Origin of the sequence: uncultured Streptococcus sp. (assembly GCF_905372115.1) — a bacterium.
Taxonomy (GTDB): domain Bacteria; phylum Bacillota; class Bacilli; order Lactobacillales; family Streptococcaceae; genus Streptococcus.
Genome location: NZ_CAJPNR010000001.1, coordinates 149,006 through 162,584 on the forward strand (window position 1 = coordinate 149,006; position 13,579 = coordinate 162,584).

At 45.1% G+C, this 13,579-nt stretch carries 10 protein-coding genes; 9 read left to right on the forward strand and 1 reads right to left on the reverse strand.

What is annotated here, in order from left to right:
- Positions 1–88 precede the first annotated feature (88 nt).
- Entirely contained in the window at positions 89–1,480 is a 1,392-nt protein-coding gene (locus tag QZ169_RS00710; protein ID WP_295504224.1) for a Cof-type HAD-IIB family hydrolase, read from the forward strand.
- Positions 1,481–1,505: 25 nt separating this feature from the next.
- Here QZ169_RS00710 and QZ169_RS00715 read toward each other — a convergent pair whose 3' ends face one another.
- Positions 1,506–1,958: a universal stress protein gene (locus QZ169_RS00715; RefSeq protein WP_101772078.1), complete on the reverse strand. Its 453-nt coding sequence runs from the start codon at positions 1,956–1,958 to the stop codon at positions 1,506–1,508.
- A 344-nt stretch (positions 1,959–2,302) separates the two neighbouring features.
- Between QZ169_RS00715 and QZ169_RS00720 the strand changes: the two genes are divergently transcribed.
- The 8 genes from QZ169_RS00720 (at position 2,303) to gatB (ending at position 13,466) form a co-directional block, all read left to right on the forward strand.
- A complete protein-coding gene (locus tag QZ169_RS00720) occupies positions 2,303–3,517 on the forward strand; it encodes a pyridoxal phosphate-dependent aminotransferase (protein ID WP_268684372.1) in 1,215 nt (404 codons plus the stop codon).
- A gap of 273 nt (positions 3,518–3,790) precedes the next feature.
- Positions 3,791–6,466 carry an SEC10/PgrA surface exclusion domain-containing protein gene (locus tag QZ169_RS00725; RefSeq protein ID WP_367113031.1) on the forward strand — a complete coding sequence of 892 codons (2,676 nt, stop codon included), beginning with the start codon at positions 3,791–3,793 and terminating at the stop codon, positions 6,464–6,466.
- Positions 6,467–6,667: 201 nt separating this feature from the next.
- On the forward strand, positions 6,668–7,456 hold the full coding sequence (gene codY, locus QZ169_RS00730) for a GTP-sensing pleiotropic transcriptional regulator CodY (RefSeq protein ID WP_002903941.1): 789 nt from the start codon (positions 6,668–6,670) through the stop codon (positions 7,454–7,456).
- The gene (locus QZ169_RS00735) at positions 7,456–8,013 is read left to right on the forward strand and encodes a cysteine hydrolase family protein (RefSeq protein WP_295504155.1); all 558 of its coding nucleotides are present in this window, start codon (positions 7,456–7,458) and stop codon (positions 8,011–8,013) included. Before codY ends, QZ169_RS00735 begins: the two co-directional genes overlap by 1 nt.
- A 311-nt stretch (positions 8,014–8,324) precedes the next feature.
- Positions 8,325–10,061 (forward strand): aspartate--tRNA ligase, encoded by a 1,737-nt coding sequence (aspS, locus tag QZ169_RS00740; protein WP_295504157.1) that lies wholly within the window; start codon positions 8,325–8,327, stop codon positions 10,059–10,061.
- A gap of 203 nt (positions 10,062–10,264) precedes the next feature.
- Positions 10,265–10,567, forward strand: coding sequence for an Asp-tRNA(Asn)/Glu-tRNA(Gln) amidotransferase subunit GatC (gene gatC, locus QZ169_RS00745; protein ID WP_002896305.1), 303 nt, complete (start codon positions 10,265–10,267; stop codon positions 10,565–10,567).
- Positions 10,567–12,033 carry an Asp-tRNA(Asn)/Glu-tRNA(Gln) amidotransferase subunit GatA gene (gene gatA, locus QZ169_RS00750; RefSeq protein ID WP_295504159.1) on the forward strand — a complete coding sequence of 489 codons (1,467 nt, stop codon included), beginning with the start codon at positions 10,567–10,569 and terminating at the stop codon, positions 12,031–12,033. Before gatC ends, gatA begins: the two co-directional genes overlap by 1 nt.
- Positions 12,033–13,466, forward strand: coding sequence for an Asp-tRNA(Asn)/Glu-tRNA(Gln) amidotransferase subunit GatB (gatB, locus tag QZ169_RS00755; protein WP_295504161.1), 1,434 nt, complete (start codon positions 12,033–12,035; stop codon positions 13,464–13,466). The genes gatA and gatB overlap by 1 nt, the downstream gene beginning before the upstream one ends.
- The last annotated feature ends 113 nt before the right edge of the window (positions 13,467–13,579 follow it).

Sequence of the window (13,579 nt, forward strand, 5' to 3'; positions counted from 1 at the left end):
CAGTTTTTCTTTTCTGCAATTCATGTGATTGTATGTCATTTTTGTGTTATAATTTATTGTATCATAAAAGGAAAGAATGAGAAAATCAATGGAAGTAAAGGCCGTCTTTTTTGATATTGATGGGACACTGGTCAATGACAGTCGAACGGTTTTGAAATCTACAGAAAAGGCTATTCAGAGTTTAAAGGAGCAAGGAATATTGGTCGGTTTGGCAACAGGCCGCGGTCCTTTCTTTGTCAAACCTTTTATGGAGCAATTGGACTTAGACTTTGCTGTGACCTATAATGGCCAGTATATTTTTTCAAGAGACAGAGTGATTTCTGCCACCCCCATTGACAAGCAGAGTTTGCGGGATTTAATCGCCTATGCTAAGAAGCATCGGAAAGAAATTTCCTTGGGAACGGCTGAGGCTATGCTGGGCTCCAAGATTATGTCCTTCGGCATGAGCCCGTTCTCTCAGTGGACTAGCCGCTTCATCCCTAAGAGAATGGCGCGAACAGTCAGTCATGGTTTTAATAAGGTCATCAGCAAGGCCTTGCCCCAGCATGAAAAGGATCTCCTGCAGCTGATTCAGGAGCCGATTTACCAAGCTTTGATTTTGGCCAGTCCAGAAGAAAGCCGCAAGATTGAAGCGGACTTTCCAGATTTGAAATTTACCCGCAGCAGCCCCTATGCGGTCGATATTATCAATAAAGACACGTCTAAGCTAGAGGGGATTCGCCGAGTCGGCAAGGAATACGGCTTTGACATTCATCAGGTCATGGCCTTCGGCGACTCTGACAATGACTTGGAAATGCTATCGGGAGTTGGCCTATCCATTGCTATGGGAAATGGAACCAGCTCGGTCAAGGAAGTGGCCAAGCACACAACTAGTAGCAATAGTCAGGATGGGATTCATAAGGCTCTGGAGCATTTTGGTATCCTAGCGAGGGAAAAGGTCTTTACCAGTAGCGACCATCACTTTAATAAGGTTAAAGAGTTCCATAGTGTCATGGATGAAAGCACTCAAGAAGAACCGATTGCCTGGACGCCTCAGGACGCTCGCTATCGGGCAGGCTTTAAGCTAGAAGAACTGGTCGAGTTTCTGCGAGCAGCTAGTAAGTCAGAGGAAGACTTTGACAGTTCTGTAGCCTACCTTCATCAGGCGCTTGACAAGGCTGCTGATAAAGTTCGCTCCAAGAGTCAGGCTGAGGTTTCTCTAGTCGGTCAGGTAGATGCCTTGATTGATACTCTATACTTCACTTATGGCAGCTTTGTCCTGATGGGAGTTGATCCAGAGCAACTGTTCGATATTGTCCATCGGGCCAATATGGGCAAAATTTTCCCAGACGGGAAGGCTCACTTTGACCCCGTCACCCATAAAATCCTCAAACCAGATGACTGGGAAGAAAAATATGCTCCTGAAGGAGCAATTAAAGAAGAACTGGAACGACAAATTCAGGCCTACCAGCGTAGCATAGAGCAGAAAGAAGAAAACTAGAGCAGTAACTGAACTGCTCTAGTTTTTATAAAGTCTTTTCTGAGTCTCTGACCACGAGCAAGTCAACCTTGGCGTGGCGCAAGATATATTCGGAGGAAGAGCCAACTAGCAGCCGTTCAAATGCATTGAGACCGGTAGCACCAACCATGATCAAATCTACCTTGTGCTCTTCTGGGATATCTGTAGCCAAGAGAGTCTTGGGATTGCCCATCTCAATGACAATGTCAACATACTTAATACCGGATTTTTGAGCCTTTTCTTTCAACTCAGCTGTCAGCTTTTTGGCATCTTCTTGTAAGTCCTCATAGACATCTGCATCAAAGGTTGAGACACTTTGCAAAGCCCGGGTGTCAATGACGTGGGCGATGGTGAGACGAGAGCCGTTTCGGAGAGCCACGTTAACGCCCTTTTCAAAGGCTAGTTCGGATTCGTGAGAACCATCTACAGCAACCATAATGTTTTCATATTTCTGAGTCATAGAGCTACCTCCTTTTAAAATGGTCGGCAAAGGACGTCGCATCATTCACAGAATGATTAGGCTGACCGAAAATCAATCAGTCCATAACGTCCGAGTGATTTGCAACTATTTTCTTGTTTCTATTGTAACCCTTTTCAGAAAAAAAGTAAAGATAAAATGGAAATGCTGTCAGAAAATTGCAAGCTGAGAAAGAGTCCGTTACTTTGAGGAATTAGAAGGAGAATAGCGCTTTGTATCCTAAAATTCTCTTTTTAATTATATGAAAAGTGAGTTTATTTTTTGTTGTCAATCGCTTTTTCTGGTGGTATAATGATAACATTCTGATGAATAGAGGAAAAATAAGAATGAAAGAATTTGACAAGTCCAGCAAGCTGGAACATGTTGCCTATGATATTCGCGGTCCAGTTTTGGATGAAGCTATGCGCATGCGGGCCAATGGTGAAAAGATTCTCCGCCTCAATACAGGGAATCCGGCTGAATTTGGTTTTACCGCTCCAGATGAGGTCATTCATGATTTGATTATGAATGCGCGTGACAGTGAGGGCTACTCTGACTCCAAGGGGATTTTTTCAGCCCGCAAGGCCATTATGCAGTACTGCCAGCTTAAGAATTTTCCTAATGTAGATATTGATGATATTTATCTGGGAAATGGCGTCAGCGAGCTGATTGTCATGTCCATGCAGGGATTGTTGGATGACGGGGACGAGGTGCTGGTGCCAATGCCAGACTACCCACTCTGGACGGCTGCAGTCAGTCTGGCTGGTGGGAATGCTGTTCACTATGTCTGTGATGAGCAGGCAGAATGGTATCCAGATATTGACGATATCAAGTCAAAAATCACATCTAATACCAAGGCTATCATTATCATCAACCCTAACAATCCAACGGGAGCACTTTATCCTAAGGAACTTCTGCTGGAAATTGTGGAAATTGCTCGCCAAAATAATCTCATTATCTTTGCGGATGAAATCTATGACCGCATGGTGATGGATGGCAATGTCCACACCCCTGTGGCTAGTCTAGCTCCGGATATCTTCTGTGTCAGCATGAATGGTCTTTCTAAGTCGCATCGCATTGCAGGCTTCCGGGTTGGCTGGATGGTGCTATCTGGGCCTAAGCATCATGTTAAGGGTTATATTGAAGGGTTAAACATGCTCTCCAACATGCGCCTGTGCTCCAATGTCTTGGCTCAACAGGTCGTCCAAACTTCACTTGGCGGTCACCAATCTGTGGATGAACTGCTCTTGCCAGGTGGCCGTATCTATGAGCAGCGTAATTTCATCTATCAGGCTATTCAGGATATCCCGGGGCTATCAGCTGTAAAACCTAAAGCCGGTCTCTATATTTTCCCGAAAATTGACCGGAACATGTATCGCATCGACGATGATGAGCAGTTTGTGCTCAATTTCCTCAAGCAGGAAAAAGTCCTTCTCGTCCATGGACGAGGCTTTAACTGGAAGGACCCAGATCATTTCCGAATCGTTTATCTGCCTAGAGTAGATGAGCTAGCTCAAATCCAAGAAAAAATGACGCGCTTCTTACAACAATACCGTCGTTAAAATTGAAAAAATGATAAGAAAATAAGGCTGGACAATGTTCCAGTCTTTTTCTTCTTTATTATACTTAATTTATTTTACCTTTATAGCTGAATTGGAATTGAAACAAAAAAATTTAGATGCTCTGGAAATTCAATTTGAGCCTGTTTGGTAAAAATTATAGGTGCTTTTACCGACATTTTTTAGGATTTTGTCCAACATTTTTTATATATCTGTCCAAAAATGCTTAAAAAAATGTGTTAGCGTCTTCCTTCCAGAAGACAAACATGGTAGAATGTGTTTGTCAATGTTTTTAACAATGATGAAAAAGTGGAGGAGATTATATTGACAATGAAAAAGACACTTAGTGCTTTTTCTGTCAGTGCAGCGGCATTGTCTTTGGTGCTCGCAGAAGGAGTTCAGGCTGATCAATTAGTTGATAATCAGTCTTATTCTGATGCGCCCGTTAGTCAAAGCCAACCACAGGCAGAAAACACACAGAAGGATGAATCTGTTTCGAAAGAACAGGTAGACGCTGCTCAGGCTCTTGTACAAGAAGCCGACAGCAATGTTGCACAAGGGAAAGCTGATTTGGCTCAGGCTCAGGCAAATACTGCTGCGGCTCAAAGTCAGGTCGAGCAAGCACAAGCTGAAGCTAACCGGGCACAGGAGGCAGCTGATAAAGCTGGTCCGGAAGCTATTGAAACAGCTAAGCAAGAAGAGAGCAATCAAAAAGCTCAAGTGGACAGCAACAAGTCAGAACTGGCTAAAGCTGACCAAGCAACCAAGACGGCTGAAGCTGAGCGCGATGCTCAGGCAGCCAAGACTAAAGAAGCTCAAGAGCAAGCGAAAACTCAAGAAGGACGACTTGCTAAAGCGCAAAATGACGTGAAGGAAGCTCAGGCCAACCTAAGCGGTGAAGCTACAGCTAAGGCAGAAAAGAATGTGAAAGCAGCCCAAGATAAGGTGGCAGCTGACCAGTCTGCTGTTGAAACAGCTCAAGCAAAAGTAGCTACAGCTCGTCAGACTGACAGTCAGAAGCAGGCTGAGGTTGCAAAAGCTCAGACCAACCAGACTCAGGCTAAGACGGCTCGTGATGCTTCTCAGAAGAACTTGCAGGAAAAAACTGCTGCAGCTGAGAAGACTCAGTCAGACTTGAACCAAGCTCAACAGGCTTTGAAAAAGGCTCAAGCTGGAACGATTACTACTGAAGCTTCTAGCAATAAAAACCGTGTGTCTATGACTCCGGAATACATTGCAGCCTTGAGAGAGCTAATTGCACCGAATTTATCAGAGCAAAAAACTAATGAGATTCAAAATAGACTGGCTGCACTTAATGCCAGTGCTAAGGCTCTCAATCGTTATGTGGCTGAACCTACAGATAGCAAAGCTTTGATTGATACCAACAATATTCCACAGAATGTTCGTCAGGAACTTTCACAGTTTGCTTCAGAACTCATCAACCAGCTGCGTGCTCAGATGGGAACAGGTGAAGTAGTTGTGACACCATCTTCAATTGATTTCGCTGATAAAGTGGCAACAGAATACCGCAAAGACAACTGGAACTGGGATTTGATGGAAAAATACCATCACGACGCTCGAGGAATTAACCGCGTAGCGCGTGAATATGGTTTGATGACCACAAGTGCTGAGCAGGAGAGTAAAGGTCTCCAATATTATGAAAACGCCTATATCTGGAGAGAAAATGCTAGTCAAATGAGTGTGGCTGAAATGAAGAGACGGGTTTATGATTCCGTTGTTGAATTCATGTTTAATGGCTACGAATGGCTGCATGCTACATCAATCTCTGGTCTCAATACTGGTCGCCAGAAAAACTATCTGGGAGTTGATTTCTCAATGGAAGGCGACATCACTATGGCTCATTTCACCATGGTGTCAGAAGATCAAGTCAAATATGCTAGCAAAAAGAACTTCAATGCCAGCCCTATTACAGGAAAAGCTCCAACAGCAAAAGTAGATCCGCAAGAAGTAGCCAAGGCTCAAACAGCCTATGATGCTGCCTTCAAGGCCAATCAACTGGCTCTGGCATCTAAGGGAGTTGCCCAATCTACTTATAATCGGAGAGCTGCAGCTTTAGAGCAAGCCAACCAGCAACTTGCTCAGGCGCAAGCTCAAGCAGGTGAGTCAGCAACTGCTCAGGCTCAAGCAGCTCTTGCAGCAGTTCAAGAGAAGTTGGCAGCTGATCAAGCAGCTTTGGCAGCAGCACAAGCGGCTCTGCAAAACTCAAACTTGGATGACAAGACTAAAGCGGACAAATTAACTCAGGCTCAAGAAGCTCTGACTGCTGTTCAAGCAACAGTTGCCGCAGCTCAAGAAGCTCTAAAAACTGAATCAGATAAGTTGGCTCAGCTAGACGCAGCTTTGAATGCAGCAAAAGAAAGAAAGACTAACCTTGAAAATGCTCTTACAGCAGCTGAAGCAGCCTTGCAAACAGCTAAAGAGTCATTGTCAAATCTTGAAAATGCAGAAGAAAACTTGGAACAAGCTAAAAGCAAGTTAGCTGTAGCTCAGGCAGCTTACCAAGCGGCTCTTACAGCTCAAACAGATCAAGAAGCAAAAGTAGCAGTTTTAACTGCAGTTCAAGCACAAGCTAAGGCGACATACGACTTGCTAGCTCAAACTTATGCAGAACAAAATAAGGAAGAAGATATTCGCTATTACCAGTCTGTTTTGGCTCATACAGAGGAGCGCTTCGCTCGCTCTCTGCCAACTGGACAAGCAAGAGCTCCTCAACATACGACTGTTTCAACTACTGGAACTGGAATTATTGAAAGTGGAACTGTTGGAACTGGAACTGCTGAAAGTGCTAGCCCTGTAAACCATAAACAGGCAGTTGCTTCAGGTCATGTCTTGCCTAAGACAGGAGAAAACTCTTCTTGGCTTCTTCTAGCAGGCCAAATGCTTCTGCTCATGGCTATGAAATTGTTCTACAAGAAACGTTCTCTTGATTAGAAAGAACAAAATCAATCAAAAACAGTCAAATTCTTGACTGTTTTTTATTTAATATGGCTTGATATATCAAGTCATATACTTGAAAAATTCTTTATTTTATCGAATTGTATGTAATTGTTTTTCAATAAAAAATTTTCAGATAATTATTGAAATTTTACTGCTTTTATGTTACAATGAAGCTAATAAATATGAGGTAAAAACATGGCCAATTTACTAGAAAAAACACGAAAAATTACGTCTATTTTGAAGCGCTCGGAAGAGCAGATGCAGGAAGAACTACCTTACAATGCTATTACGCGTCAGTTGGCTGATATTATCCACTGCAATGCCTGCATTATCAACAGCAAGGGCCGTCTTTTAGGCTATTTCATGCGCTACAAGACCAATAATGACCGTGTGGAAGCTTTTTTCCAGGATAAGAATTTCCCAGAGGAATACGTTCACGAAGCCAATCTGGTCTATGAAACAGAGGCTAATCTGCCAGTTGCACATGATTTGACGATTTTCCCAGTGGAGACCAAGGATGAGTTTCCAGATGGGCTGACCACCATTGCTCCTATTCATGTGTCAGGGATTCGTCTGGGTTCATTGATTATCTGGCGCAATGACAAGGAATTTGCGGACGATGATCTGATTTTGATTGAGATTGCCAGCACAGTGGTTGGTATCCAGCTGCTTAACTTCCAGCGGGAAGAGGATGAGAAAAATATCCGCCGCCGGACAGCAGTGACCATGGCAGTCAATACCCTGTCTTACTCAGAACTGAGAGCTGTTTCAGCTATTCTGGGCGAGCTCAATGGCAATGAAGGCCAGCTGACAGCATCTGTCATTGCTGACCGTATTGGGATTACCCGCTCAGTTATTGTTAATGCCTTGCGCAAGCTGGAAAGTGCTGGGATTATTGAAAGCCGCTCACTGGGAATGAAGGGAACTTATCTGAAAGTCCTGATTCCGGATGTCTTTGATGAAATTAAAAAGAGGGACTACTAATGGCTAAAGCACTGATTTCTATTGATTATACAGTTGATTTTGTCGCAGATGAGGGCAAGTTGACAGCAGGAGCGCCAGCTCAGGCGATTTCTGAAGCCATTGCTCAAGTAACAAAGTCGGCTTTTGAGCGAGGAGATTATATCTTCTTTGCTATTGATGCCCATGATGAGAATGATGCCTTTCACCCTGAGAGCAAGCTGTTCCCGCCTCATAACATAAAAGGGACTAGCGGTCGCAATCTTTATGGTCCTTTGGCTGATTTTTATGACAAGCATCAAGCGGACTCTCGGGTCTTTTGGATGGATAAGCGCCATTATTCTGCCTTTTCCGGCACGGATTTAGATATTCGATTGCGAGAAAGAAAGGTAGATACGGTCATTTTGACAGGAGTCTTGACGGATATTTGCGTCTTGCATACAGCGATTGATGCCTATAATCTGGGTTATCAGATTCAGGTGGTAGAGTCGGCAGTGGCTTCTCTGTCAGAGGAAAATCACAAATTTGCCTTAAACCACTTGCAAAATGTCCTGGGTTCGACTATAATAGATACAATTTAAGAGTAAAAGAGAAGCAGAGTAGGCTTGCTGACTTGCACAGAGAGTGCTGATAGCTGAGAGCAGCACCAAGAAAGCAAAAATCGAAGAACATGTTTCGTAATCTTTTGTGTGATTAAGCACAAACGTCGCTCACGTTACGAGCTCAGAGGCTGCCTTTTAGGGCGGCGAATAACAGTGGTACCACGGCTTTCGTCTGTTTTAGAGACGGAAGCTTTTTATTTTGCAGTAGGTCAGGTGAAGACGATGGAAAACTGCGGCAAATATCCTGAACAACAGGGCGGAGCTACAAATTGATTTGAGAGGGAAAGAACATGAAAGAAATCTTTATCGGAAACTATGGTTTAGAGCAAGTCGGACAGACCATGACCGCGACTGGCTGGGTGGCCAATGTCCGCAATCACGGCAAGCTAGCCTTTATCGAGCTGCGAGATCGCGAAGGTTTGCTTCAGGTCTTTGTCGGCGGTGAGATTGAAGACTTTGCTAAGCTGGAAGTCATTGGCAAAGAGGATGTCATAGCAGTGACGGGGCAAGTGGTTCAGCGGGAAGAGCGTTTTGTCAATAAGTCCATCAAGTCTGGTCAGATTGAGCTGAGGGCAGAGAAGATTGAGGTTATTGCTAGCAGCAAGGCCCTGCCTTTTGAGCTGGACCAGCATGCCCATACAGGGGAAGACCTGCGTCAGAAATACCGCTACCTGGACTTGCGCCGTGAGAAGATGACACAGAACCTCAAACTTCGTCATCAGGTCACCTCCACCATTCGGGAATATTTGAATGGTTTGGACTTTTTGGAAGTGGAGACGCCATATCTGACCAAGTCAACACCTGAGGGGGCTAGGGATTTTTTAGTTCCTAGTCGGGTCTTTAAAAATCAATTCTATGCGCTGCCGCAGAGCCCGCAGATGCTCAAGCAGTTGCTGATGGGGGCTGGTCTCGAGCGCTATTATCAGATTGTCCGCTGCTTCCGTGATGAAGACTTGCGGGGCGACCGCCAGCCAGAGTTTACCCAGGTGGACTTAGAACTGAGTTTTGCCAGCGAGGAAGAAATCCGAGCTCTGGTTGAAGCTATGCTCAAGGCTGTTGTCAAGAAAACTCATGGTTTAGAGCTGATGGAAGCTTTTCCGACTATCAGCTATGAAGAGGCTATGAGCCGCTTCGGCTCTGATAAACCAGATACGCGCTTTGGTTTAGAGCTGAAGAGTTTGACGGATTTGTGTCAGTCCAATGATTCGCTTCTCATCAAGAAAGCCTTGGACAACCAAGAGGAAGTGATGGGAATCTGTGTGCCAGATGCAGCTAGTGCTTTTAGCAAGAAACAGCTGAGTCACTACTATCAGGAAATGAAGGAATTTGGCTGCAGTCGTTTTGCCAGTCTAAAGGTTGAAAATGGTCAGTTGGTTGGGGATTTGGCTAGCACCTTTGAGGCTGAGAGTCAGGAGTTACTGACACGTTTTGAGGCCAAGGATGGAGATTTGATTCTGCTAGTCATGGCTAAGAAGCGTCGGGCTCAGGAAGCTTTGGGACATTTGCGCATAGAAGTCGCAAAAGCTTTAGATTTGATTGATCCGAGTCTGCTTCATTTCCTCTGGGTTGTAGATTGGCCGCTGCTGGAGTGGAATGAAGACCAAAACCGCTATCAAGCCATGCACCATCCTTTCACACAGGGGATTTTTGAAGATGGACGGGAGCCAGACCAATTCCGCAGCCATGCCTATGACATCGTCTTGAATGGCTATGAGATTGGCGGAGGGAGTCTGCGGATTCATGATCGGAAGGCTCAGGAAGCGATGTTTGAGCTGTTGGGCATGAGTCGGGAAGACTACGAGCGGGACTTTGGTTTCTTCCTAGAAGCCTTAGAGTACGGCTTCCCACCACACGGGGGCTTGGCTCTGGGCTTGGATCGCTTGGTTATGATTTTGGCTGGGGAAGAAAATATCCGCCAAGTCATCGCTTTTCCAAAAAATGGTACTGGCTTTGATCCTATGCTGGAAAGTCCAAGTTTGGTGGATCAAAGACAGCTCAAAGAACTGCATTTGGAATTGAAGAATTAGCCTGAAATATGGTAAAATGAAATGATGCGAATTCCTGAAGAATAGCAGGAAGAAGCTGAAGAAAAGAGCTAGCGGATGTCAAATAAATCAGCGTCCCTGGCTTGTCAAAGTAAAGGTGAGCTGAAGCTTGGAAATAAAGATATCATCTAGAAATTGTTATTTTCAGTCGCTAAAGCTCACATATCTTATGAAAGGAATCAGAGATGAAGATTACTCAAGAAGAAGTAAGTCACGTTGCTAAGCTGTCAAAACTGGCTTTTTCACCAGAAGAAACTGCTGAGTTTGCGACGACCTTAACCAAGATTGTCGACATGGTCGAATTGCTCAATGAAGTGGACACGGAGGGTGTGCCTTTCACTTCTAATGTAGCTGCTAATATCAACTATATGCGAGAAGATGTGGCTCAGCCAGGCTGGAACCGGGAAGAGCTTTTCCAAAATGTACCTGAAAAAGAGCGGGGCTACATCAAAGTGCCTGCCATCCTAGATGACGGAGGAGATGCCTAATGACTTTTAATCACAAGACCATTGAAGAACTGCATGACTTGCTGGTCAAGAAAGAAATTTCTGCGGTAGAGTTAACTCAGGCAACTTTGGCAGACATCAAAGAACGTGAAGCGGCTGTGGACAGCTTCATTACTGTCAGCGAAGAGGAGGCTTTAGCTCAGGCTGCGGCTCTGGATGCTAAGGGCATTGATGCTGACAATCTTATGAGCGGAATTCCGCTGGCGGTTAAGGACAATATCTCAACCAAGGGAATCTTGACAACGGCTGCCTCTAAGATTCTCTACAATTACAAGCCGATTTTCGATGCAACTAGCGTGGAGAAGCTCTACGGTAAGGACATGATTATCGTCGGGAAGACCAACATGGACGAGTTTGCCATGGGTGGATCCAGCGAAAATTCTTACTTTAAGACGACTAAGAATGCTTGGGACAGCAGCAAGGTTCCTGGTGGCTCATCTGGTGGTTCAGCGACTGCGGTTGCTTCTGGTCAGGTCCGTCTGTCACTGGGTTCAGATACTGGTGGTTCCATTCGTCAGCCGGCTTCCTTTAACGGTGTAGTCGGCCTCAAGCCAACCTACGGACGGGTTTCTCGTTTTGGTCTCATTGCTTTTGGATCTTCTTTAGACCAGATAGGGCCTTTCTCTCAGACAGTTAAGGAAAATGCACAGCTCTTGAATGTTATTTCTGGTAATGATCCTAAGGACTCTACATCATCACAAGAAGCAGTACCAGACTTTACCAGCAAGATTGGCCAAGATATCAAGGGGATGAAGATTGCCCTGCCTAAGGAATACATGGGTGAGGGAATTGACAGCAAGGTCAAGGAAACGATTTTAGCAGCAGCACAGCACTTGGAAAGTCTAGGAGCTATCGTTGAAGAAGTCAGCCTGCCCCACAGCAAGTACGGCGTGGCTGTTTACTATATCATTGCTTCTTCTGAAGCCAGCTCTAACCTGCAGCGTTTTGACGGTATTCGCTATGGCTACCGCGCAGAAGGCATTGAAAATCTAGAAGATGTCTATGTCAAATCCCGCAGCGAAGGCTTTGGTGAAGAGGTGAAACGCCGCATCATGCTGGGAACTTTCAGCTTGTCATCTGGTTACTATGATGCTTACTTCAAGAAAGCTGGTCAGGTTCGGACCTTGATTATGCAAGATTTTGCTAAGGTTTTTGAAAAATATGACTTAATCTTAGGCCCAACTGCACCGACTGTTGCTTATGACTTGGGCAGTCAAAACCAAAATCCTGTGGCCATGTATCTGGCTGACCTTTTGACCATTCCAGTCAATCTGGCTGGCCTGCCGGGCATTTCAATCCCAGCTGGCTTTGCAGATGGTCTTCCTGTCGGCTTGCAGCTGATTGGGAACCACTTTGATGAAGCGACCATCTATCAGGCAGCCGCAGCATTTGAAGCGACGACTGACTACCACAAACAGCAGCCAGTTATCTTTGGAGGTGAAAAATAATGAACTTTGAAACAGTTATCGGACTGGAAGTCCATGTTGAATTGAAGACCAATTCAAAAATTTTCTCACCGGCTCCAGCTCACTTCGGTGAAGATCCAAATGCCAACACCAATATCATTGACTGGTCCTTCCCAGGTGTCCTGCCTGTTATGAACAAGGGTGTCATTGACTATGGTATCAAGGCTGCTCTGGCTTTGAATATGGATATTCACCAGAAGATGCACTTTGACCGCAAGAATTACTTCTATCCGGACAATCCAAAAGCCTATCAAATTTCTCAGTTTGATGAGCCGATTGGTTACAATGGCTGGATTGAGATTGAGTTAGAAGATGGCACGACCAAGAAAATCCGTATCGAGCGGGCCCACTTGGAAGAAGATGCCGGAAAGAATACCCACGGCAGCGATGGCTACTCTTATGTGGACCTCAACCGTCAAGGTGTGCCGCTGATTGAGATTGTATCGGAAGCAGATATGCGCAGTCCAGAAGAAGCTTATGCCTACCTGACTGCCCTCAAGGAAATCATTCAGTACACGGGCATTTCGGATGTCAAGATGGAAGAGGGCTCCATGCGGGTCGATGCCAATATTTCCATCCGTCCTTACGGTCAGGAAGAATTTGGTACCAAGACTGAGCTGAAAAACCTTAACTCCTTCAACTTTGTCCGCAAGGGTCTAGCATTTGAGGAAAAACGCCAAGCAGAAATCCTACGCAGCGGTGGTCAAATCCGTCAGGAAACCCGTCGTTATGACGAAGCGACTGGCGAAACCCTGCTCATGCGGGTGAAGGAAGGTTCAGCGGACTACCGTTACTTCCCAGAGCCTGATCTGCCAATCTTTGAGATTGAGGATGCTTGGATTGAGCAAGTGCGTAGCAGTCTGCCAGCCTTTCCAAAAGAACGACGTGCTAAGTATGTGGGCGATTACGGTCTGTCTGATTACGATGCCAAGCAGCTGACAGCGACGAAGGCTGTGTCAGACTTCTTTGAAGCAGCTCTTACCGCAGGAGGTGACGCTAAGGCTGTCTCTAATTGGCTCCAAGGAGATGTAGCCCAATATCTCAATGCCGAAGGCAAGACTATCTCTGAGATTGAGCTGACGCCCGAGAATCTGACTGAGATGATTGCTCTGATTGCAGACGGAACGATTTCTTCTAAGATTGCTAAGAAGGTCTTTGCCCATCTAGCTAAAAACGGAGGCTCTGCCAAGGAATATGTGCAAAAAGCAGGCCTGATTCAAATCTCAGACCCTGCCCAACTTCTGCCAATTATCCAAGAAGTATTTGCCAACAACGAAAAAGCCATCAATGACTATAAGGGCGGCAATAAGAATGCTGCCAAGTCTCTGATAGGTCAGCTGATGAAGGCTACCAAGGGTCAAGCCAACCCACAAGTAGCACAAAAACTGCTCAATGAAGAGTTGGAGAAATTGTAGAAATAAGTGGAAAACCAGTCAAGAGGCTGGTTTTTTTGTGGAGAAATCTAAAAAATTCAACTGTATAAAACGTTGACCAAGTGACAACTTTGGATTATAATTAAGGAGAAAAC